This window comes from Janthinobacterium sp. ROICE36 (assembly GCF_002869965.1).
Lineage (GTDB): Bacteria > Pseudomonadota > Gammaproteobacteria > Burkholderiales > Burkholderiaceae_D > Janthinobacterium.
Genome location: NZ_PEBS01000055.1, coordinates 15,637 through 36,991 on the forward strand (window position 1 = coordinate 15,637; position 21,355 = coordinate 36,991).

19 protein-coding genes are annotated in these 21,355 nt (G+C 64.2%); 7 read left to right on the forward strand and 12 right to left on the reverse strand.

Features of this window, described 5'->3' with window-relative positions:
- Window positions 1-22: 22 nt before the first annotated feature.
- The 9 genes from CSZ94_RS20105 to ppnN form a co-directional block, all read right to left on the reverse strand.
- Complete coding sequence (locus tag CSZ94_RS20105; RefSeq protein ID WP_102123152.1) at window positions 23-982, reverse strand: 2-hydroxyacid dehydrogenase; 960 nt, start codon at window positions 980-982, stop codon at window positions 23-25.
- 19 nt (window positions 983-1,001) lie between these two features.
- Window positions 1,002-1,949, reverse strand: a complete 948-nt coding sequence (locus CSZ94_RS20110; RefSeq protein WP_374703593.1) for a sugar kinase — start codon at window positions 1,947-1,949, stop codon at window positions 1,002-1,004.
- Window positions 1,946-2,692 (reverse strand): sugar phosphate isomerase/epimerase family protein, encoded by a 747-nt coding sequence (locus tag CSZ94_RS20115; protein WP_102123153.1) that lies wholly within the window; start codon window positions 2,690-2,692, stop codon window positions 1,946-1,948. The genes CSZ94_RS20110 and CSZ94_RS20115 overlap by 4 nt, the downstream gene beginning before the upstream one ends.
- Window positions 2,689-3,423 (reverse strand): amino acid ABC transporter ATP-binding protein, encoded by a 735-nt coding sequence (locus tag CSZ94_RS20120; RefSeq protein WP_102123154.1) that lies wholly within the window; start codon window positions 3,421-3,423, stop codon window positions 2,689-2,691. Before CSZ94_RS20120 ends, CSZ94_RS20115 begins: the two co-directional genes overlap by 4 nt.
- Window positions 3,410-4,060: an amino acid ABC transporter permease gene (locus CSZ94_RS20125; RefSeq protein ID WP_102123155.1), complete on the reverse strand. Its 651-nt coding sequence runs from the start codon at window positions 4,058-4,060 to the stop codon at window positions 3,410-3,412. Before CSZ94_RS20125 ends, CSZ94_RS20120 begins: the two co-directional genes overlap by 14 nt.
- A 1-nt stretch (window position 4,061) precedes the next feature.
- Entirely contained in the window at window positions 4,062-4,754 is a 693-nt protein-coding gene (locus CSZ94_RS20130; RefSeq protein ID WP_102123156.1) for an amino acid ABC transporter permease, read from the reverse strand.
- A gap of 91 nt (window positions 4,755-4,845) precedes the next feature.
- The gene (locus CSZ94_RS20135) at window positions 4,846-5,652 is read right to left on the reverse strand and encodes a transporter substrate-binding domain-containing protein (RefSeq protein WP_096235825.1); all 807 of its coding nucleotides are present in this window, start codon (window positions 5,650-5,652) and stop codon (window positions 4,846-4,848) included.
- Between the two features lie 220 nt (window positions 5,653-5,872).
- Window positions 5,873-6,940: a LacI family DNA-binding transcriptional regulator gene (locus tag CSZ94_RS20140; protein ID WP_102123157.1), complete on the reverse strand. Its 1,068-nt coding sequence runs from the start codon at window positions 6,938-6,940 to the stop codon at window positions 5,873-5,875.
- 186 nt (window positions 6,941-7,126) lie between these two features.
- Complete coding sequence (gene ppnN / locus CSZ94_RS20145; RefSeq protein WP_102123158.1) at window positions 7,127-8,497, reverse strand: nucleotide 5'-monophosphate nucleosidase PpnN; 1,371 nt, start codon at window positions 8,495-8,497, stop codon at window positions 7,127-7,129.
- 368 nt (window positions 8,498-8,865) lie between these two features.
- Here ppnN and CSZ94_RS20150 point away from each other — a divergent pair, with 368 nt between their 5' ends.
- The 4 genes from CSZ94_RS20150 (at window position 8,866) to CSZ94_RS20165 (ending at window position 13,233) form a co-directional block, all read left to right on the forward strand.
- Window positions 8,866-10,314, forward strand: a complete 1,449-nt coding sequence (locus CSZ94_RS20150) for a peptide MFS transporter (RefSeq protein WP_441326567.1) — start codon at window positions 8,866-8,868, stop codon at window positions 10,312-10,314.
- Between the two features lie 130 nt (window positions 10,315-10,444).
- Window positions 10,445-11,131 carry a UPF0149 family protein gene (locus tag CSZ94_RS20155; RefSeq protein ID WP_102123159.1) on the forward strand — a complete coding sequence of 229 codons (687 nt, stop codon included), beginning with the start codon at window positions 10,445-10,447 and terminating at the stop codon, window positions 11,129-11,131.
- Between the two features lie 12 nt (window positions 11,132-11,143).
- Window positions 11,144-12,838 (forward strand): hypothetical protein, encoded by a 1,695-nt coding sequence (locus CSZ94_RS20160; protein WP_102123160.1) that lies wholly within the window; start codon window positions 11,144-11,146, stop codon window positions 12,836-12,838.
- 11 nt (window positions 12,839-12,849) lie between these two features.
- The gene (locus CSZ94_RS20165) at window positions 12,850-13,233 is read left to right on the forward strand and encodes a hypothetical protein (protein ID WP_102123161.1); all 384 of its coding nucleotides are present in this window, start codon (window positions 12,850-12,852) and stop codon (window positions 13,231-13,233) included.
- Here CSZ94_RS20165 and CSZ94_RS20170 read toward each other — a convergent pair.
- Window positions 13,220-13,873 carry a GNAT family N-acetyltransferase gene (locus CSZ94_RS20170; protein ID WP_146009857.1) on the reverse strand — a complete coding sequence of 218 codons (654 nt, stop codon included), beginning with the start codon at window positions 13,871-13,873 and terminating at the stop codon, window positions 13,220-13,222. The two genes, CSZ94_RS20165 and CSZ94_RS20170, sit on opposite strands and share 14 nt — an antisense overlap.
- A complete protein-coding gene (locus CSZ94_RS20175; protein ID WP_102123163.1) occupies window positions 13,840-14,067 on the reverse strand; it encodes a hypothetical protein in 228 nt (75 codons plus the stop codon). The genes CSZ94_RS20170 and CSZ94_RS20175 overlap by 34 nt, the downstream gene beginning before the upstream one ends.
- Window positions 14,068-14,211: 144 nt before the next feature.
- Here CSZ94_RS20175 and CSZ94_RS27715 point away from each other — a divergent pair, with 144 nt between their 5' ends.
- Entirely contained in the window at window positions 14,212-15,405 is a 1,194-nt protein-coding gene (locus CSZ94_RS27715; protein ID WP_146009858.1) for a prenyltransferase/squalene oxidase repeat-containing protein, read from the forward strand.
- The gene (locus tag CSZ94_RS20185) at window positions 15,398-16,333 is read left to right on the forward strand and encodes an AAC(3) family N-acetyltransferase (protein WP_180977547.1); all 936 of its coding nucleotides are present in this window, start codon (window positions 15,398-15,400) and stop codon (window positions 16,331-16,333) included. Before CSZ94_RS27715 ends, CSZ94_RS20185 begins: the two co-directional genes overlap by 8 nt.
- Before the next feature lie 69 nt (window positions 16,334-16,402).
- On the opposite strand, the gene CSZ94_RS20190 is transcribed toward CSZ94_RS20185, so the two are convergent.
- Complete coding sequence (locus CSZ94_RS20190) at window positions 16,403-18,670, reverse strand: OPT family oligopeptide transporter (RefSeq protein WP_102123166.1); 2,268 nt, start codon at window positions 18,668-18,670, stop codon at window positions 16,403-16,405.
- A 198-nt stretch (window positions 18,671-18,868) separates the two neighbouring features.
- On the opposite strand from CSZ94_RS20190, the gene CSZ94_RS20195 reads away from it, so the two are divergent.
- Window positions 18,869-21,193 carry a penicillin-binding protein 1A gene (locus CSZ94_RS20195; RefSeq protein WP_258001107.1) on the forward strand — a complete coding sequence of 775 codons (2,325 nt, stop codon included), beginning with the start codon at window positions 18,869-18,871 and terminating at the stop codon, window positions 21,191-21,193.
- Window positions 21,194-21,355: the final 162 nt, after the last annotated feature.

Consider the following 21,355-nt stretch of genomic DNA (forward strand, 5'->3'; position numbering starts at 1 on the left):
TCCCTGTCTGTGGATACTGTTCTTAGCGCACCAGGTGACGCGGAAGCTCGCCGCGCAGGCCGGCCAGCAGGTTGTCCACCGCCTGCTGCGCCATGGCGTAGCGCGTTTCATGCGTGGCCGAGCCGATGTGCGGCAGCGCCACCACATTGGCCATGGCCAGCAGAGGATTGTCCGGCGCCACCGGCTCGCGCTCGAACACGTCGAGGCCTGCGCCGTGGATCGTGCCCTGTTGCAGCGCCTCGACCAGCGCCGCCTCGTCAACGATGCGCCCGCGCGAACCGTTGATGAAGATGGCGCCGGGGCGCATCAGCGCGAACTCGCGCCGGCCCATCATGCGTTCCGTCTGCACCGTCAGCGGCAGCACGACGCAGACGAAGTCGGAGCCGGCCAGCAAGTCGTCGAGCGCCACCTGGCGCGCACCCAGCGCCGCCTCCACCTCGGGCACCGCTTCACCATTCACGTACAGCACCTGCATGCCGAAGCCCAGCGCGGCGCGGCGGGCGACGGCGCGGCCGATGCGGCCCATGCCCAGCATGCCGATGGTCTTGCCATGCACATTGACGCCATACTGGTTTTCGCCCACGCTGCGCGTCCAGCTTCCCGCCTTGACGAATTCGGCCAGTTCGACGACGCGCCGCGCGCTGGCCAGGATCAGCGCGAAGATCGTGTCGGCCGTCGTTTCTGTCAGCATGTCCGGCGTATTGGCCAGCAAGACGCCGCGTTCGCGCAGGTAATCGACGTCGAACTGGTCGACGCCCACCGAAATGGTGGAAATGATGCGCAGCGCAAAGGCCGGGTCCAGCAGTTCGCGGTCCAGCCGCACGCTGGCGCCCAGCAAGCCATGCGCGCCGCGGATGGCGGCGGCGAATGCGGCGCGGTTGCCCGCATCGATCGCCTCGAAGTACGTCACCTCGCATTCGGCGCGCAGGCGCGCCAGCAGCGGCTCGGCCAGCTTTTTATACACAACCACATGTTTTTTCACGCGTTTTCCCCTGTTCTATTCAAGATTGAACCAGCGCGTCGAGCTGGGCGCGGGTAGGCAAGCCTTCCATGTCGCCGGCCACCTGGATGGCGAAAGCGCCGACTCTGTTGCCGCGCCTTACTGCCTGCGCCAGCGGCAAGCCCTCCAGCAAGGCGCTGACCAGGCCGGCCGCGAAGCCGTCGCCGGCGCCCACCGTGTCGACCACGTTGGTCACGCGCTCGCCCGGCACCATGCCGCTGTCGCCACCGGCCGTGCGGTAATAAGCGCCCTCGGCGCCCAGCTTGATGACCACCAGCCGCGCGCCCCGCTGCAGATAAAAGCCGGCGACGTCGTGCGGCAGGTCGTGACCGGTGAGGATTTTGCCCTCCCCCAGGCCGGGCAGCACCCAGTCCGCCTTGGCAGCGAGGCGGTTGATCTGTTCGACCATGACGGCTTGCGAGGGCCACAGCGAGGGCCGCAGGTTGGGGTCGAACGACACCGTGCGGCCATGCTCGCGCATGAAGTCGAGCGCCTGGCCGGCAAACGCCAGGCTGGTGGCTGACAGCGCCGCCGCCACGCCGGTGGCATGCAGGTGGCGCGCGGACAGGAAATAGGCGGGGTCGAAGTGCTCCGGCGCCAGCCGGCTGGCGGCGGAACCCTTGCGGAAGTATTCGACCAGCGGATCGGCGCCGTTCTCGGCCTTCTGCTTGAGCAGGAAGGCGCTGGACTGGCCGGCGACGGTGACGACCCGGCTGCAGTCGACGCCCTCGGCCTGCACGCTGGCGCGGATGAAGCGGCCGAAGGAATCGTCGCCCACCCGGCTCAGCCAACCGACGCGCAGGCCCAGGCGCGCCAGGCCGATGGCGACATTCGTCTCGGCGCCGGCCAGGCGGCGCGTGAAATGCGCCACGGCCGCCAGGTCCCCCGTCTCCTCGGCAACGAACATCGCCATCGCCTCACCGTAGGTCACAACATCGAGCGTCATCATGCGGCCTCCAGCATCTGAATGTAGCGGACCGTTTCGGCCACCAGGTCGGCGCCGGCCAAAGGGAATTCGATGGCCCGCTGCACGCCCGGAGCAAAGTGCGCGAAGACGGCGCGCCAGGCCGGATCGGCCTCGGAAACGGCGCACGCCGACAGCCGGCCCGCATCCTCCAGGACGGCCTTGCAATGCACATAGCGCACATACGGCGCCAGCAGGCGCGCCGCCTGCTGCGCATCCTCGCCCACCCAGCGCCAGTTGCCGATGTCGAAGGTCAGCCCCACCGGCAGCCCGCCTTCGCGCGCCGCCACAAGGAAGCGCGCCATCGGCGCCAGCTTGCCGCCATGGGCCGTCTGGTCGTTTTCCACCAGCAGCGCCACGGGCGCCGCTGCCAGTTGGGCCTTCAAGCCCCCAAAGTCCGGTGCGGCCGGGTAATGGCCCAGCGACACCTTCAGGTAACGCGCCCCCAGGCGCGCCGCCTCGTCCAGCATCTGCTGCAGCAGATCCTGCTGCAACAAGCCGTCCGCGTCCCACAATTCGATGGGCGTGGAATACACCGCGTACAGGCCGCGCGCGGCCACCGCCGCGCCCATGCGCGCCAGGTCCGGCAAGTCGGACGTAAACAGCTCGCGGCGGATCTCGATGCCGGCGCCGCCCGCATCGGCCACCACGTCGATGAAATGGCTCTGCCCCAACAGCCTTACCCTGCTTGCGCCATAGGCCGACGCCGCCACCAGGACGGGGCTCATTTGATCGCTCCCGCGCCGACGAACTGGCGCGCTTCGGGCGTTTGCGGGTTGCTGAAGAAGGCTTCCGACGGCCCGCTCTCCCACACCGTTCCCTGGTGCATGAAAACGGTGACGTCGGCCATGCGCCGCGCGAACTCCATCTCGTGCGTCACCAGCAGCATCGTCATGCCCGCCTGCGCCAGCGCTTCCATCACCTTCAGCACTTCCTGCGTCAGTTCCGGATCGAGCGCCGACGTGACTTCGTCGAACAGCATCACCTGCGGCTCCATCGCCAGCGAACGGGCGATCGCCACGCGCTGCTGCTGGCCACCCGACAACTGCTCGGGATAGGCGTCGCGCTTGTGGTCCAGGCCCACCTGCTTGAGCACGCGCAGGGCCGTGGCGCGGCCTTGCGCATCGGGCACCTTCTTGACGATGCGCGGCGCCAGCATGACGTTTTCTTCCACCGTCAGATGGGGGAACAGGTTGTAACTCTGGAAGACCATGCCGACCTCCTTGCGCAAGTCGAGCAGATGCTCCTGGCGCGCCGTCAGCGTATGGCCGGCCACGACGATGCTGCCGCTGTCGATGGTTTCCAGGCCGTTGATACAGCGCAGCATGGTGCTCTTGCCGGAACCGCTGCGGCCGATCACGGCGATGACCTGGCCCCGCTCGACGGCGAACGACACGCCCTTGAGCACGTGATTGGCGCCGAAGCTCTTGCTGATATTGTCGATGTCAACGATGGGCATGGAATTTCCTTTCCAGTGAATGGCTGTAGCGCGACAGCGGGTAGCACATCGCAAAGTAGATCAGGGCGACGACGGGGAAGACGATGAAAGGCAGGAAGGTCGCGTTGCTGACCAGATGCCCTGCGCGCGTCAGTTCCACCACGCCGATGATCGAGGTGATCGAGGTGTTCTTGATGATCTGCACCATGAAGCCCACCGTCGGCGGCAACGAATGGCGCAGCGCCTGCGGCAGGATGACGTAGCGCAGCTGCTGGTAGCGGTTCAGCGCCAGCGCGGCCGATGCTTCCCACTGCTGGCGCTGCACGCCTTCGATGCAGCCGCGCCAGATCTCGCCCAGGTAGGCGCTGGCAAAGATCGTCATCGCCGCGCCGGCCGCGATGATCGGCGACAGCTTGTAGCCAAACAGGGCCAGGCCGTAATAGGTCAGAAACAGCACGATCAGCACGGGCGTGCCCTGGACCAGCTGGATATACAGGGCGCTGATGAAGCGCAGGAACGGGCTGCGCGCCGTGCGCAGCAGCGCCACCGCGAAGCCGGCGATGCCGCCCGTGATGAAGACGATCAGCGACAGGCCGATGGTCCAGCGCGTGGCCTCGAGCAAAAATTGCAGGTTATCCCAGGAAAAATCACTGATCATGTCAAGCTCCCATGCGCACCGCGCCCAGACGGCGGCGGCGTTTGAAGACGATCTGGCCCAGCACCCAGAAGCTGAAGCGGAACAGCAGGGCCAGCAGGATGTACAGCACCATCACGACGATGTAGATCTCGAAACTGCGGAAGGTTTCCGAGTCGAGCAGGTGGGCCGCGGCGGTCAGCTCTTCGGCGGAAATGGCCGACACCACGCTCGATGCGAGCATCATCAAGGTGAACTGGCTGGCCAGCGCCGGATACACTTTTTCCAGCGCCGGCAGCAGCACCACATGGCGCATCACTTGCCAGCGCGTCATGCCCAAGGCTTGGGCCGCCTCCAGCTGTGAGGGGTGCACGGCGCCGATGCCGGCGCGCACGATTTCCGCCGCATAGGCGCCCAGGTTGACCGTCATGGCGACGAGCGCGGCGCCGTTGGCGTCCAGTTGCAGGCCCAGCGACGGCAAGCCAAAGAAGATGATGAACAGCTGCACCAGGAACGGCGTGCTGCGGATCACCTCGACATATGCGCGCACCAAAGCGCGGGCATAGGCGGGACCATTCTTCAGGATGACGGCGGCGCACACGCCCACCGCCAGTCCCAGCACCATCGCCAGGGCGCTCAGGCGTATCGTCAGTGCCGCGCCCCACAACAGGCGGTCCAGCGATTGCATGACGAGTTCAAAATGAAATTCATACGGCATACTCAACTCCTTATCTACGTGCGCATCCCCGGCGACGCCACCACGGTGGCGCGCCGTACGGACCAACACTTTCCCTATGCGGCTTGTGGTATCAGAAGGTCGGCAATGGCGGCAGCGGCGCGCCGCTCCACTTGCGCGCGATGGCGTCGAGTTCGCCGTTCAGCTTGACGTAGTAGATGAAATTGTTGAGCCACTGGTGCAGCTCGAAGTCGCCGCGGCGCACCGCCATCGAATTCGGTTGCACGGAATACGTGAACCGGACTTCGATCTTGCCCGCGCCGCGCGTCTTGATGATGTCGAGCGCCATCGTGCTGGGGATAGAGACGGCATCGACCTGCTTGCTGAGCAAGGCCTGGGTGACGGTGGCGTCGTCCTCGAAACGCACGATGGCCGTGCCGGCCGGCGCCATGCGGCTCAGTGCCGTGTCATTCGTGGTGCCACGCGTCACGCCCACCTTCTTGCCTTTCAAATCGGCCAGGGCCTTGAATTTGCCGCCGACCGGCGCGACGATGGCCAGTTCAAACGCGCTGTAGGGCATGGTGAACATCAGGGTCTTGGCCCGTTCCGGCGTGGGCGCCAGGGTCGCCACGAGGAAGTCGACCTTGCCCGATTCCAGCGACGGCACGCGCGAGGGTGCCGTCAGGGGCACCACTTCCACGGGCAGGTTCATGTATTTACCGATCAGGTTGGCGACATCGACGTCATAGCCGACGGGCGCACCCTTGGCGTCGATGCTGCCAAACGGCGGCGTGCCGCTGACCACGCCGATGGTCAGCTTGCCTTTCTTGATCAGGTCGCCAAGCGTCTGGGCGCCGGCATCGGCCGCCGCACCGAGGGCGCACGTGGCGGCCAGCGCGCAAGCCACGATCTTCGCGTAAAACAGTGTCGTCATCTTCATGTTTCCGTCTCCTGTGATCCCGGTACTGGCCTCGTCGAGGCACTTCCGGGAATATTGTCAAATGGACGATTTACTTCGTCTCTTGCCGTGTCGCTTCAACCTCATGCCAAACTCCTGCCATTGCCTTGCCTGACTATCCACGCCCCTTTCCAGTGTGATGAGATTCCATGAAACCGGTTCCATAACTTACCCAAAAAAAAGGGCAACGCCCTCTCCCCCGTCAATCGCCGTTCTTGCGTGCCGCGTTCCCCTGGGTGGAATGGCGCACAATCAGCTTGCCTGGCAACAGCACCTCGCGCGGCGGGCACTGCTCGCCCTGCAGGCGCGACAGCATGCACGTCATCGCCGTAAAGCCGATTTCATAGGTCTGCTGCTCGATCGTGCTCAGGCCCGCCAGCGGCGACCACGGCAATTCGTCAAAGCCCAGCAAACCCACGTCTTGCGGCATGCGCAATGCCAGGCGCTGCAGCATCAGCGCCAGTTCCAGCGCCACCATGCCGTTCGAAGCCAGCAGCGCCACGCGGCGGCCGCGCCACTGCACCAGGCATTGCCGCACCTGCGCGTCGATGGAAGGCCGGTCGTCCAGGTCCACCGCCAGCACTTCGCCCACGCAGCCCGGATGCTCGGCCATCACTGACTGAAAACCGTCGGCACGCATCAGGCGCGAACTGACGCCCGTCAAGGGGGGCGCGACGAAGGCGATGGCGTCGAAACCCTGCTCGATCAAGTGTTGGGTTGCCAGGCGGCCCGCCTGCACATTGTCCAGGCCCACCAGGTCGAAATCGGCGCCCTCGATGCGGCGGTCGACCAGCACGATGGGCATGCCCGCCTGCTGCAAGTCGGACGACTGAATGTTGCGCCCCTGCGTGTTGACGATCAGCCCTTCCACGCTGTACGAGCGCAGCGCGACCAGCGACTGGCGTTCGCGCTGTTCGTCATTGCCGGTATTACATAAAATCAGGGTATAGCCATGCTGCTGGCAAGCCGCCTCCACGCCTTGCAGCACGGCCACCGTGTAGGGATTGAGCATGTCGGCCACGACCATGCCGATCAGGCGCGTGCGTCCGCGCTTGAGGCCGCGCGCCATCTGGTTCGGCTGGTAGCCGAGGCGCGCGATGGTGCTGGTGATCTGCTGGCGAATGTTCTCGGACAAAGCGTCCAGTTCACCGCCGAGAAAGCGCGACACGCTGGTCTTCGACACGCCCGCCTCGCGCGCCACCTGGGCGATGGTCACGGGCCGGGCCGGTTCGCCGGAGACTGTTTTTTTACTGCCGCGTACTGAATCCAAGCTTGCTCTCCACTACCTGTTGACGTTCATGTTTTTATTTTGGAACCGGTTCCAAAGATAGCACCCACACATCGATGACGCAAGCGATTTGATTGCCTGTGGCGGCGAAGGAACACGATGGGGCATGAATGAAAAACGCCGCCCTCCCCCGGCAAACGCAGGGGGCGGGCGGCGCTGATTAAAAAATTACTGGACGACGGTATAGCAAGGCACGTATGCCGTGCCTGCCAGTTTCATGCGGTGCTGCGCCACGAACGAGGCCAGCAACGCATCCATGGGGCCCATGATGTCCTTGTCGCCGTGAATTTCGAAGTTGCCATGCTCTTCGATCGAGCGAATACCGTCGTCCTTGACGTTGCCCGCCACCACGCCCGAAAACGCGCGCCGCAACTGGGCCGCCAGCAAGTGCGTGGGCTGGTTCTTGTGCAGGCTCAGGTTGCGCATGTTTTCATGCGTGGGCTGGAACGGCTTCTGGAACTCATGGTCGATCTTCAGCAGCCAGTTGAAGTAATACGCGTCGCTGTGCGCCTTGCGGAATTCGCGCACCTGACGTATGCCTTCGAGCATTTCGCGCGCCACCAGTTCCGGGTCGTCAATGATGATTTTATAGCGCTGCTGCGCTTCCGGACCCAGGGTGTCGCTGATGAACTGGTTGATCTGCACGAAATACTCGCGCGACGTTTCCGGGCCCGTGAAGATCAGCGGGAACGGGATGTCGGCATTGTCCGGGTGCAGCAGGATGCCGAGGATATACAAAATCTCTTCGGCCGTGCCCGCGCCGCCGGGAAAGACGACGATGCCGTGGCCCGCGCGCACGAACGCTTCCAGGCGCTTTTCAATGTCCGGCATGATGACCAGATCATTGACGATCGGGTTCGGCGATTCGGCCGCGATGATGCCCGGCTCGGTGATGCCCAGGTAGCGGCCATTGTGCAAACGCTGCTTGGCGTGGCCGATGGTGGCGCCCTTCATGGGGCCTTTCATGGCGCCGGGGCCGCAACCGGTGCAGATGTCGAGGCCGCGCAAGCCCAGCTGGTAGCCCACTTCCTTCGAATAATTGTATTCGGCGCGGTTGATCGAATGCCCGCCCCAGCAGACGACCAGGTTCGGGTTGAGCTGGGTTTGCAACACATTCGCATTGCGCAGGATGTGGAAGACGGCGTCCGTCACGCCTTCCGTGCTCTGCAAGTCGAATTTCGGGTTGCCCGTGACTTCATCGCTGACGAAGATGATGTCGCGCAGCACGGCAAACAGGTGCTCGTGGATGCCCTTGATCATCTTGCCATCGACAAAGGCGATGGCTGGCGCACCCTTGATGTCGAGCTTGATGCCGCGCTCGCGCTGGATGATGGAGATTTCAAACGATTGATAGCGCTCCAGCAGGGCGCGGCCATCGTCGATGGTGCTGCCGCAATTCAAGACCGCCAGCGCGCAGCGGCGGAAAGTGTTGTACAGGCCGCCCTGGCTGGTGTCGAGCAGTTTGTTGACTTCAGTCTTGGAGAGCACGTCCAGGCGGCCTTCCGGTGAAACCAGAGTATCGATAACGTCGTGTTCCATAATGCGAAAAATTCCTTTAAAAATCGATGCTCGAAGGTCTTGCAACCTTAATATACGACAAGTCGGGCAAGTTGTGCTGTGCCGCCGCAAAATCGCCCGGGCCGCCCTTGCCTGCAAACCGGTTTGATTAATATGAAACAGTCATTCTTGCTAATGCGAATGGAAACCTTCGCTCAGCGCAATTTGTAGATTAGAATGCCTGCCTATTGGAATTCCCGTGCGTGAGGTTCTTCATGAGAGTCCCCGCCGCCCGCAGGCTTCCATAAGTTTGTTGTATCGATTGACTATAATAATTTTTCAGGAGGAACCGCATGAGCGGTGCGACTACGCCCAACAAGGAAGCCGTTATTCCCGAGTTCAAGCAGATTATGGGCCATCCAAGCCCATTGTGGATGTTGTTCATGACTGAATTCTGGGAACGCTTCGCGTTCTACGGAGTTCGCTGGGCGCTGGTCCTGTACATCGTGGCCCAGTTTCATGCTGGCGACGGTTCGGGACAGGCAGCGGCCAACCTGACCTACGGTTCCTTCCTCGCGCTGGTGTACGCCGGCGCCCTGTTCGGCGGTTACATCGCCGACCGGGTCATCGGTTACCAGCGCTCGATCCTGCTGGGTGCCGTCTTCATGGCAGCCGGCCTGTTCTGCATCTCGGTACCGAACCAGGACATCTTCAACCTGGGCCTGGCCACGATGATCGTCGGTAACGGCATGTTCAAGCCGAACATTTCGACCATGGTCGGCAAGCTGTACACGACAGCCGATCCGCGCCGCGACAGCGGTTTCACGATCTTCTACATGGGTATCAACATGGGCGCCATGGTCGCGCCCGTCTTCACCCAGTGGCTGGCCGAGTCGATCTTCGGCACCAGCGCCATGCCTTCGTACAAGATGGTCTTCATGGCGTCCGGTTTCGGCATGCTGATCAGCCTGGTATGGTTCTTCATCGGCCGCCGCGCCCTGAAGGGCATCGGCGCACCGGAAGCCGGTTCCGGCAACCCGATGCGCGTCGTCTGGGTCGCCCTGGGCTGCCTGTGCGTGATCCCGCTGATGTACTTCCTGCTGACGGTCGGCGCTGAAAAGCTGCAAATCGTCCTGACCGTGCTGTTCATCGGCCTGGCCTTCATGCTGATGATCGAAGGCATCCGCAACGGCAAAGTGGCGCGCGACCGCGTCATCGCCATGCTGCTAATCTTCGTCTTCAACATCCTGTTCTGGATGTTCTTCGAACAGGCTGGCAGCTCGTTTACTTTCCTGGCTGACAAGATCGTCAACCGCGACCTGGGCTTCTGGATCTTCCCGACCGCCTACTTCCAGACCGTCAACTCGGTTGCCATCATCGTCTTCGCGCCTCTCATCGCCGCCGTCTGGGTCTACCTGGCACGCCACAACGTCAATCCATCGATCCCGCGCAAATTCGGCCTGGGCTTGCTGGGCAATGCGCTGGCCTTCGGTTTGCTGATCTTCGCTCTGTCGAGCCTGGTCGGCGCCGATAACAAGATCCCGTTCTGGACCCTGACCACCGTCTACGTGCTGCAATCGATCGGCGAGCTGTGCCTGTCGCCTATCGGCCTGTCGATGGTGACCAAGCTGGCGCCAGTGCGCCTGGTTGGCCTGGGCATGGGCGGCTGGTTCCTGTCGACCGGTATCGGCAACAACCTGTCGGGCATCTTCGCCAGCCACGTCAGCGGCACGAGCGGCATGTCGGTGCAGTCGGCCCTGTCCGGCTACACCTTCGGCTTCTGGTCCCTGCTGGGCGCCGGCGTGATCCTGTTCCTGATCGCACCGCTGATCAACAAACTGATGCACGGCGTGAAGTAAGCGTTCTGCCTTGGATAAAGACGGCGGCCTGCGGGTCGCCGTTTTTCATTCCAGCGCCGGCTTTCCCCTTGCCGGGCGGTACAATACGGCCAGGGCCAGCGGCCATCGACCAACTTACACAAAGAATCCCATGTCCAGCATCTCCACCACCACGCCCCTCTCCGACGACGAATACGCCGAACTCGATACCCTGCTGGCGGCACCCGCCCTGGCCGGCGCCGCCATGGATGTCTCCATGCTGGAAGGCTTGCTCACGGCCGTCGCCCTGAGTCCGAAACAGATCACGCCAGAACAATGGTTGCCCTGGGTCTGGGACAAGGTAACCGGCGCTGCGGCACCCGCGCCAGGTACGGACAGCGAACGGGCGGCCAGCCTGGCGCAGCGCCACCACGCCTACATGGTCGAATGGCTGGCGAAGGACCCGGACAGCTTCGAGCCCATCTACGTATGCGGCCCCGAATGGAGCGTGCCCGCCTGGTGTGCAGGCTTCCTGCTTGGCACCAGCCTGGACAAGCCCCAGTGGGCCGCCCTGGCCGTCAGCCACCCGCAATACCTGGCGCCGTTCCAGCACCTGGCCGCTGCCAGCGAGCTCGATGACGATGCGGCCGAAACGGCCATGGATGGCGTGATTCCATCCGTGATCGCCATCAACGCGGCCTGGGCGCGCCAGCGCCACCTGAAAAGCCAGGCGCAAAGCCAGTCCGGCGCTACCGTGCTGCGCGACGTGCCGAAGACGGGCCGCAACGACCCCTGCCATTGCGGCAGCGGCAAGAAGTACAAGAAATGCTGCGCCGATGCCGATAGCGCGGCGAACTAAGGCAGCACCTCCTTGCGCCAGCTGCTGACGGCCCTGCTGCGCTTCCTGCTGCGCCACGCGCTGCAGTTCGCCCTGTTCATCGTCATCCTGCTGGCCGGACGCCTGCTGCTGGCCGAATGGCGCGCCTACAGCGCCGGCAGCGAGACCGTCGCGGCGCTCAGGCTGGCCGCCGACGGCGCCGATCAGCATGGCGCCAGCCTGGCCGATGCGGCCACGGCCAGGGTCAACGCCCTGCAGCACGCCTCGCAAACCGCCATCGCCACCCGCTTGCAGCAAGTACAGGCACAGCTGCACCAGCTGCGCGCGCGGCAGCAAGCATCGCTGTTCACCCTTCCCCTGCCCGATACGCACACGCTGGCCTTGCATGCGCAGCAGGAAGCGGCGCGCCGCGTGGAAATCGAAGTGCTGGCGCAGGAAGCCCGTTATCTGAGCGCCTTGCAAGCGGCGGTCGAAGGCGAAGATGCGCGGCACACGCTGGCGCGCCTGCATGCGGAACACGTCAACGCGTATGCCGCGCTGCAGCACAACCTGGCCCAGCGCCGGCAACTGGAAGCGCAGCACCCCGTGGCGGCGCGCCTGCCTGGCAGCGACGCTTACGCGCAGCTGTCGCGCCTCGAAGCCGAGGGTCAGCGCTGGCGCGAGATCAACCTGCAAGCGTATCGCGCCTGGGCAGCGCAGCGCGCGCGCACCAACAATGCGGCCCACCCCGCCCCATTCGCCATCGACAACGCGGCACTGGCCAGCGCACTGGCGCCCGTGCAGGCGGCCATCGCCACGAGCGAGGCGCAGCTGGCGCGCAACTGGATCGCCCGCTGGCGCGCTCCCATCATGGACGTGGCGCCTACGGCCGCCCTGCTGGTACTGTCTGCCATCCTTCTGCCCGTCGCCATCAAGGCCTTCTTTTACTTCGTGCTGGCGCCCCTGGCCGCGCGTTTGCCGCCGCTGTCCATCGCGCGCGAGCTGCAATCCGGCGATGCCAGCCTGCCCCTGCCGCCGCAGGGCGCATCGCGCATCTCCGCCGTCTCGCAGGCATTACAGCTAAACCCTGGGCAGCAGATGCTGATCCATCCCGCATACCTGCAATCGTCGCCCGTCAGCAGCACCAAGCGCACGCAGTGGCTGCTGGACTGGCGCTTCCCGTTCACCAGCCTGGCGGCCGGCATGGTGGCGCTGACGCGGCTGCACAGCGACGTGACTGCATCCGTGACGATTTCCGCCAGCGACGATCCGCTGCTGGAAATCGCCGTGGTACACCTGCCAGCCGGCAGCGCATTGATATTCCAGCCACGGGGCCTGGTGGGATTGATCTGCGACGCGAACCAGCCGCTGGCGATAGCTAGCCACTGGCGCCTGGGCAGCCTGCATGCCTGGCTCACCCTGCAACTGCGCTTCATCGTCTTTCGCGGCCCCGTCACGCTGATCGTGCGCGGCTGCCGCGGCGTGCGCCAGGAGCGGGCCGGCCAGGGCCGCGCCATCAGCCAGTCCGCCACCCTGGGGTTTAGCACCGACGTGCTGTACTCGACGATACGCAGCGAAACCTTCATCCCCTACCTGCGCGGCCAGCAGGCGCTGCTCAACGACCGCTTCGACGGCGACAACGGCGTCTACCTGTACGAAGAAACCCCGCGCCACGGCAAGCAGCCGGGCAAGGTGGGCAGCTGGTTCGAAGGTTTCACGGACGCCATTTTGAAAGTGTTCGGCATCTAGCCGAGGAAACTATGATGAACGACTTTCTGTTTGCCGATTTTCTTGAGGACCAGGCCACGTATGCGGCGGCAGAGGCCTGGTGGCAGGCACACCTGTCCTTCCTCGATGGCCAGTGCGCGCCGTATCTGCGCACCGCGTTTGCGAATGGCCAGCCGTTCCATGACGGCAATCCCATCGTCAACCTGGCCGACCGGAACGCTGGCAAGGCGGCGCGCATCGTGCAGCAATGCCCGCGTGAATTCGGCCACGACTACACAAGTTTCGAACAAGCCATCGAGCTGGCCGAGGGCGATGGGCATCGCCCGGCACAGGAAAAGATCATCGTGCTGACCTTGACGCAGGCGGCGGCGCAGAGGGCAGAGGATGAACTGCGCGCCTGGTTCATGCCAGGCTAAGGGCAGCACCATCCGGCACAAAATCCGGCTGCAGCAAGCCATAGACATGCAGATCGACAAACGCACCATTCAATAATTCCGCCTGACGCAACACGCCTTCGTGCATAAATCCCAGCCGCCCGGCCAGCGCCATGCTGGCATGATTGCTTGCCGCGCACTGCAATTCGATGCGGTGCAACTGCAGCGCGCCAAACGCATGCGCCAGGACGGCGTGTACCGCAGCGCTGGCGATACCCCTGCCCTGGAACTGACGGGCCAGATAATAGCCAATTCTGGCATTGCGGTCCGCTGCGTCGATGTCTTTCAGGCGGATGCTGCCGCATAACGCTGTGCCGGAAAAAACATGCCATTCCAGCACTTCACCGCTGGCGGCGCGCGCGGCAGCGGCTTCCAGATAAGCCCTGGCATCGTCGACGCACGCCAGTTGCACCACGGCGGGAAGAAAAGCGTGCAGGTGTGCACGGTTTTCTCCCACCAGGGTGGCGAGCGCTTCGGCGTGTTCAGCCAAGGTTGGAACAATAGAGATATCAGGAAATGCTGAAAGAGTCAGATGCATATGTCCCTGGCGGGCCGGCAAAGTTAAACAAGAAACAAGTAGTGGGATCGCTACGCCGCAACCGAATGCGACACCGTCAGCCACTCGCCCGGCTGCAGCTTCGCCGCCGCCTCGCGGGTGGCCAGCACGCTGTCCGGGTCCAGGTCGGACCTATTGAGCTTGTAGGAATAGGCAAAATCGTCGGCATCGAATGCCTGCCCCGCCTTGACGTAATACTTGAAGCCGACAAAGGAGTCGGGATTGGTGACGACTGTGTATTCAAGCGTGACGCTGTTCATGGCGGGCCTCGTCGACGTTGCTAGAGTATCCATTATGCGTCAATTCCGGCGACAGCGATGCGAGCGCTGATCCTTGCGGCAAGTCAATAGCCCGGCCCGCTGCCGGCGCTACAGTAGCCTGAGCCAACCACCAACTGGACTGCCATGCGCGCCTTGCTCGCGAAGATCAGAAACACTCTGGCGCCGCCAGCGAGCCTGCCGGCGGCGGCGCGCATGGAGCGGCTGTCAGACCGGCGCGGCCTGCCCGCCGTCGACCCCGGCCCGCAAGCCGTCGTCAAGGCTTGCACCGCCTGGCTATGCGCGGCGCAGGACCATTCCAGCTCACACGACGGCGGCGTCGCACGCGACTACAATTTGCTGACAGGCTGGTCGAGCTCCTATCCGGAGACCACCGGCTACATCATCCCCAGCATGATCACCGTGGCGCAGCGCACGGGCGACGCTGCCCTGCATGGGCGCGCGCGCCGCATGCTCGATTGGTGCGTGGCCATCCAGTTCCCGCAAGGCGGTTTTCAGGGCGGGAAGATCGATTCGCTGCCGCGCGTGCCCGTCACCTTCAACACGGGCCAGATCCTGCTTGGTCTGGCGGCCGGCGTGGCAGCGTACGGCGCGCCCTACCAGGACGCCATGCAGCGCGCGGCACGGTGGCTGCGCGACAGCCAGGATGCCGACGGCTGCTGGCGCCGGCATCCGACGCCGTTCGCCAGGCCCGGCGACAAGGCCTACGAAACGCATGTGGCCTGGGGCCTGTTCGAAGCGGACCGCATCGCGCCGGGCCACGGCTATGGCGCGGCCGGCTTGCGCCAGGTCGACTGGGCGCTGAGCAAGCAGCGTCCCAACGGCTGGTTCGCTTCCAACTGCCTCGACAACCCGCTGCTGCCTTTGACCCACACCATCGGCTACGCCTTGCGCGGCCTGCTTGAAGCGCACCGCTTTGCGGGGCGCGCCGACCTGCTGGACGCTGCCGTGCGCACCGCCACGGGCATCGCCAACGCCGTGGCGGCCGATGGCTACCTGGCGGGCCGCCTCGGCCCGGACTTCCAGCCTGGCGCCGATTACGCCTGCCTCACGGGTTCCGTACAAAATGCGCATTGTTTGTTCCTGTTGTATCGGCTCAACGGCGAGCGGCGCTACCTCGACGCGGGGCGCCGCCTGAACCGTTACGTGCGGCGCTCGATCTGCATCGACGGTCCCGCGCACGCACGCGGCGGCGTCAAGGGCTCGTTTCCCGTCGATGGCGACTACGGCGCCTGGGCTTACCTGAACTGGGCCGCCAAGTTCTGCATCGATGCGAACCTGCTGGAACTGGAACTGGCACGGGAGGCCGGTGATGCTTGAAGCGGCCAAGCGCGCTGCCAGGGTCACGCTGGAAGCGTGGCGCCGCACCGGCAGCGCCCGGCACATGCGCCACAGCGCCCCCCACGTGACGCGCACCGGATTGGCCGCCGGCCTGGCGCGGTTGGGCATCGCGCAGGGAGACACGCTGTTCATCCATTCTTCGCTGAAAAGCCTGGGCTACGTGGAGGGCGGCGCGCTGGCGGTGATCGGCGCCCTGCAGGACGCCGTCGGCCCGCAAGGCACCCTGCTGCTGCCCACCTACTATCTGCCCGGCGGCACGCTGCGCGCCACCTGCGCCATGCCAGACTATGTCTTCGACCCGCGCCGCCATGGCACGCACATGGGACGCCTGCCCGAAGCGTTCCTCGCCGGCGCCGGTGTCCGGCGCAGCATCCATCCCACCCATTCCGTGTCCGCGTGGGGCCGCCATGCCGCCGATCTCACCGAGGCGCACCACCGCGCGCCCTCCATCTTCGGCATGGGTTCGCCCTGGCAGCGCTTCATCGGCTGCGAGCACGCCAAGGTGCTGGGTCTGGGCATCTCCATGGGGCCGGTGACGTTCTATCACGCCCTGGAAGACGCCATGGGCGACGCCTTTCCCGTGCCCGTGTGGGAAGACGATACAAAGCTACTGGCCTGCCTGGACCACGCCGGCCGGCGCTGGGGAGTGCCCGTGCGCCCTTTCGATCCGGCAGTCGCACAGCGCCGCATCGACCATCCCGGCCGTGGCGATCTGCGCGCATACTTTCACCGGGAATTTGACGCCGCCGGCCTGCGCGTGAACGGACAAGTTGGCGATGCGCCGTCGTGGGCCATTCCGGCACAGGCGTTTTTCGGGCACCTGCGCCAACTGGCCAGCGAGAACGTGACCATCTATGCCACTGCGGCGCAGCTGGCGGCGCGGCCCATATCGCCTCCATCGCCGTAATGCGCGCGCATAAAAAAACCGCCCGTATCGTCATGACACCGGGCGGTTCTCATTGGATTGGCCAAAGCATCAAGCCTGCGGGCTGTCCGCCTTTTTCTCTCTTGCCACGAGGTACAGCAGCACGATGATGACCGCATACGGCAGCAGGGACAGCGCATCCGAGTGCAGGCCCGCGTAGAACGGATTGCCGTGCTCGGCCCAGTCGGTCATCATCTGGTCGAAGTGCGTCAGCACGCCGGCAGTAATCGCGATGATGATGCCGGCCAGCGCGCCGCCGGCGATGTAGCCCGATGCGAGCAGCACGCCCGAACTGCGGTCGCCCGCCAGCTGACGCTCTTCCTCGTTGAGTTGTGCGTTGTGATCCAGCTTGCTGTTGCGGCGGTCCGCCAGCCAGCGCACCAGGCCGCCGACGAAGATCGGCAAGGTCGACGACAGCGGCAGGTACACGCCCACCGAAAACGCCAGCGACGCGATGCCGGCCATCTCCAGCACCACGGCGATCATCACGCCGAACAGCACCAAGGTCCACGGCAGTTGCTGATCGAGGATGCCCTTGATGATATAGGACATCAGCACGGCTTTCGGCGCATCGTACTTTTTTACTTCAGAACCATCGGGACGCTTGCTGTAATGGCCATTGATGCCCGGATCGACCAGGTAAGCCAGCTGGCCATCGTCCTTGACAAAATATTTGCCGGCCGGGCCGCCCACGGTATCCGTCTTTTGCCAGACTTTATACGTATTGTGGTCGGTGTCGGCTTGCGGGCCATGCAGTTCGCCCGTCACCGTCAGCTTCGATGCGTCGACCGTCAGGCCGGGCGCCACTTGCGCGGCCGGCACGTAGACGGTGCTCGCTTCGTTCAGTTTCAGCAAAATTGGTCCCAGGATCAGGGCCGACGACAGCGCGCCCGCCAAGATCGCGTACTGCTGCAGGCGCGGCGTGGCGCCCACCAGGTAGCCGGTTTTCAAATCCTGCGACGTGGTGCCGGCATTGCTGGCGGCGATGCACACGATGGCGCCCACCGACAAGGCAGTCACATAGTAACGCCCGCCCGTCCAGCCCATGATGAGGAAGATCAGGCAAGTAAACAGCAAGGTGGCCACGGCCATGCCGGAGATCGGGTTCGACGAGGAGCCGATTTCGCCCGTCAGGCGCGATGACACGGTAGCGAACAGGAAGCCGAAGACGAGAATGAGCAGCGCGCCCAGGAAATTCATGTGCAGCGGCGTGGCAAAGGTGATCACGGCGATGATGGCCAGGCAGCCGATGATGACCCATTTCAGCGGGATATCCTGCTCGGTGCGCAAGGTGGAATTGCTCTTGACGCCCTTGCCGATGCCTTTCAGGCCGGCCGACAGGCTGCGCCAGATCATGGGCATGGCGCGCACCAGCGAAATCAGGCCACCGGCGGCCACGGCGCCCGCGCCGATGTACAGCACGTAGGCGCTGCGCACGTCGTCGGCACCCATTTCGCTGATCAACTTGGTGCCGGGCGAGAGCACGGTAGTCAGGCTGTCGCCGAAGAACTTGATCATCGGGATCAGCAGCAGATAGGACAGCACGCCGCCGGCCGCCATGGTGGCGGCGATGCGCGGGCCGATGATGTAGCCCACGCCCAGCAATTCAGGGGAAATCTCGGCGCCGATGGAGCCGCCCTTCAGCGGAGCGGCAAACTCCACGCCCGGCGTGTCCTTCCAGCCCTTGAACGAGATATTGAACACTTTATACAGCAAGCCGACGGCGAAACCGCCGAAGATGATCTTGGCGCGGCGCTTGGCGTCCAGCGCGGCAGCCGAGTCTTTCTCGATGCTTTCGCCGGCGGCGATGCGCGATTCTTCCGTGGCGGCCGCCTTGAGCACTTCGGCGCAAGCCGTGCCTTCGGGGAATTTGAGTTCCTTGTGCTGGTCGACGATCATGGTGCGGCGCATGGGGATCATCATCAGGATGCCCAGCAGGCCACCGAGGATACCGACCAGCATGACCCTGGAGATTTCCAGGTCGAAGCCCAGGATCAGGATGGCGGGCATGGTCACGCCCAGGCCGAAGGCCAGCGATTCGCCGGCCGAACCGGCCGTTTGCGTGATGCTGTTTTCCAGGATCGACGAATCCTTGCCGCCCACCTTCTTGGCCAGGCCGAACAGGGTGATGGCGATCACGGCGACGGGAATCGAGGCGCTGACGGTCAGGCCCACTTTCAGCACCAGGTACAGCGAGGAGGCGCCAAAGACCATCCCCAGGATGACGCCCATGAACAGCGCGCGGAAGGTCATCTCGGGAAGCTTCGCATCGGCCGGGATATAGGGCTTCACGACGCTCGGTGTTGCATCTTTTGCCATGGATATTTCCTTAATTTTTAAAAATAAACAGCCCGGATTGACGCCCGGGCTATTGTCTTGAAGCCGAGACTATCGCACAGCCGCGTTTCGATGAAAAGGTTTTTTGCTCCCGCTCCCGGCCTCCGTCCGCGCCGGAGCGGCTGGCGCATTGGTCTATAATCGCTGCCACCGTGCCTTGCACGCTCACGTGAGACTGCCTTGACTGCCAAACGATCCGGATTCCCCTGGCCTTCCCGCCGCGCCACCGTGCGTAGCTTCATCCTCGCCGGCTGCGCAGCGCTGGCCGCTGTCCTGCTGCTGGCCGCCTACCTGTTCCTGTACGTGCGCCCTCGCCTGCCTGAACTGGACGTCATCACGGACTACCAGCCGAAGATACCGCTGCGCGTGTACACGGCCGACAATGTGCTGATCGGCGAATTCGGCGAAGAGCACCGCGACTTCGTGCCGATAGCGCAAGTGCCGGAAATGATGAAAAAAGCCCTGCAGGCCATCGAAGACAGCCGCTTCTACGAGCACCACGGCATCGACTTCGTGCGCGCTGGCGGCGCCGTGCTGTCGAACCTGCGCCACGGCTTCGGCCACGGCGGCGGCTCGACCATCACCATGCAGGTGGCGCGCAATTTCTTCCTGACGCGCGAAAAAGTCGCTTCGCGCAAGCTCAATGAAATCATGCTGGCCCTGAAGATCGAAGCGGCCCTGTCAAAAGAGCAGATTCTCGAGCTGTACATGAACCAGATGTACCTGGGCCAGCGCTCGTTCGGCTTCGGCAGCGCGGCGCAGACCTATTTCGGCAAGCCTTTGTCTGAACTGTCGATCGCGGAAATGGCGATGCTGGCCGGTTTGCCGCAAAACCCCTCGCGTCACAACCCGATCAGCAATCCGAAAAAGGCGCACGCGCGCCAGCAACTGGTCTTGAAACGCATGCGCGAACTCGATTACATCAGCGAGGGCCAATACCAGCAGGCGCTGGCGCAGCCGCTGCATATCAATACCCGCGGCAAGCAGGATTTCGACACGCACGCCGAATACGTGGCCGAACTGGCGCGCCAGGCCGTGTTTGCGCAGTTCAAGGAAGACAGCTACACCAAGGGCATCAGCGTCTACACGACCATCCTGAAAGCGGACCAGGATGCGGCCTACGCCTCGACGCGCCGCAACGTCATCGCCTACGACCAGCGCCACGGCTACCGCGGCCCGGAAACCTTCATCGACATGCCGGCGGACCCCGAGCAGCGCGACGATGCCATCGATGCAGCACTGCAAAAACGCCCGGACAGCGATGGCTTGATCGCCGCCGTCGTCCTTGACGTGGCCAGCGGCAAGGTGGTGGCCGACACGGGCGATGGCGACGCCAAGACCATCACGGGCGAGGGCTTGCGCTTTGCCGCCCCTGCGCTCTCAAGCAAGGCGAGCGGCGGCATCAAGCTGCGCCCGGGCGCCGTGATCCGTATCAACAAGGATGGCAAGGGCAACTGGGCCATCACGCAAGTACCGCTGGTGGCCGCCGCCTTCGTTTCGCTCGATGCGGACACGGGCGCCTACCACGCCATGGTGGGCGGCTTCGACTACAACCTGCAAAAGTTCAACCACGTCACGCAGGCCTGGCGCCAGCCTGGTTCGGCCATGAAGCCCTTCGTGTATTCGGCGGCGCTGGAAAAAGGCTTTTCGCCGGCCACCCTGATCAACGACGTGCCCCTCGAAATGCAGGCGGGCGGCAAGGTCTGGGCGCCGCAGAATGACGACTTCAAGTTCGACGGCCCCATCACCATGCGCTACGCGCTGGCGCAATCGAAGAACGTGGCCTCGGTGCGCATCCTGCGCGCGCTGGGCGTGTCGACCACGCACGACTTCCTGGAAAAATTCGGTTTCGATCCAAAGCGCCAGCCCAGCAACCTGACCATGGCGCTGGGTACGGGTTCCGTCACGCCCGTGCAGATGGCGGGCGCCTATGCCCTGTTCGCCAATGGCGGCCACCAGGTGGAACCGTACCTGATCGACCGCATCGTCGACGCCAAAGGCACGGTGCTGATGCAGACCAAGCCGCCCGCGCCGAACGACGACAAGACCCTGGCGCTGGACCCGCGCAACGCCTTCGTGATGGACAGCATGCTGCGCGAAGTGGCACGCACGGGCACGGGCGCGGCGGCGACGAAAAAACTGGGGCGCAGCGACATCGCCGGCAAGACGGGCACCACCAGCGACGCCGTCGACGGCTGGTTCGCCGGCTACGGCGGCGGCATCGTGGCGGTGGCGTGGATGGGCTATGACGAGCCGAAATCGCTGGGCGGACGCGAATTCGGTTCGACCCTGGCCATGCCGATCTGGATCGACTACATGCGCACCGCGCTCTCTACGCGCCCGCAAGTGACGCGCGCCGTGCCGGCAGGCCTGAGCCAGGTCGATGGCGAATGGCTGTACGATGAATTCATCGACATGAATGGCGTCAAGACGCTGGACATGGATGTGGAAACGCCAACGGATCCGGCGGCAGTGCCGGAGACGGTGCCGGTAGAGACCAACTAGTGTACTGCTTGCGAAATGGTTGCACTATTTAAAGACTGCGCTATCATCTACATATTGAGTTTGAGATGAGGTGAGCAATGCTGACTGCGGCGCCGATTATATTGAGCGAGGAAGACCGTGCCGAACTGGAACGAAGGGTCCGGTCGCAAACCATCGATACAC

What these genes read in the sequence shown, in the direction of transcription:
- CSZ94_RS20190 (WP_102123166.1), bottom strand. Translation starts at nt 18,670, where the DNA reads ATGGCAAAAGATGCAACACCGAGCGTCGTGAAGCCCTATATCCCGGCC.
- CSZ94_RS20130 (WP_102123156.1), bottom strand. Translation starts at nt 4,754, where the DNA reads ATGCCGTATGAATTTCATTTTGAACTCGTCATGCAATCGCTGGACCGC.
- CSZ94_RS20185 (WP_180977547.1), top strand. Translation starts at nt 15,398, where the DNA reads ATGCTTGAAGCGGCCAAGCGCGCTGCCAGGGTCACGCTGGAAGCGTGG.
- CSZ94_RS27715 (WP_146009858.1), top strand. Translation starts at nt 14,212, where the DNA reads ATGCGCGCCTTGCTCGCGAAGATCAGAAACACTCTGGCGCCGCCAGCG.
- CSZ94_RS20115 (WP_102123153.1), bottom strand. Translation starts at nt 2,692, where the DNA reads ATGAGCCCCGTCCTGGTGGCGGCGTCGGCCTATGGCGCAAGCAGGGTA.
- CSZ94_RS20165 (WP_102123161.1), top strand. Translation starts at nt 12,850, where the DNA reads ATGATGAACGACTTTCTGTTTGCCGATTTTCTTGAGGACCAGGCCACG.
- CSZ94_RS20150 (WP_441326567.1), top strand. Translation starts at nt 8,866, where the DNA reads ATGGGCCATCCAAGCCCATTGTGGATGTTGTTCATGACTGAATTCTGG.
- CSZ94_RS20120 (WP_102123154.1), bottom strand. Translation starts at nt 3,423, where the DNA reads ATGCCCATCGTTGACATCGACAATATCAGCAAGAGCTTCGGCGCCAAT.
- CSZ94_RS20155 (WP_102123159.1), top strand. Translation starts at nt 10,445, where the DNA reads ATGTCCAGCATCTCCACCACCACGCCCCTCTCCGACGACGAATACGCC.
- CSZ94_RS20125 (WP_102123155.1), bottom strand. Translation starts at nt 4,060, where the DNA reads ATGATCAGTGATTTTTCCTGGGATAACCTGCAATTTTTGCTCGAGGCC.
- ppnN (WP_102123158.1), bottom strand. Translation starts at nt 8,497, where the DNA reads ATGGAACACGACGTTATCGATACTCTGGTTTCACCGGAAGGCCGCCTG.
- CSZ94_RS20135 (WP_096235825.1), bottom strand. Translation starts at nt 5,652, where the DNA reads ATGAAGATGACGACACTGTTTTACGCGAAGATCGTGGCTTGCGCGCTG.
- CSZ94_RS20110 (WP_374703593.1), bottom strand. Translation starts at nt 1,949, where the DNA reads ATGATGACGCTCGATGTTGTGACCTACGGTGAGGCGATGGCGATGTTC.
- CSZ94_RS20175 (WP_102123163.1), bottom strand. Translation starts at nt 14,067, where the DNA reads ATGAACAGCGTCACGCTTGAATACACAGTCGTCACCAATCCCGACTCC.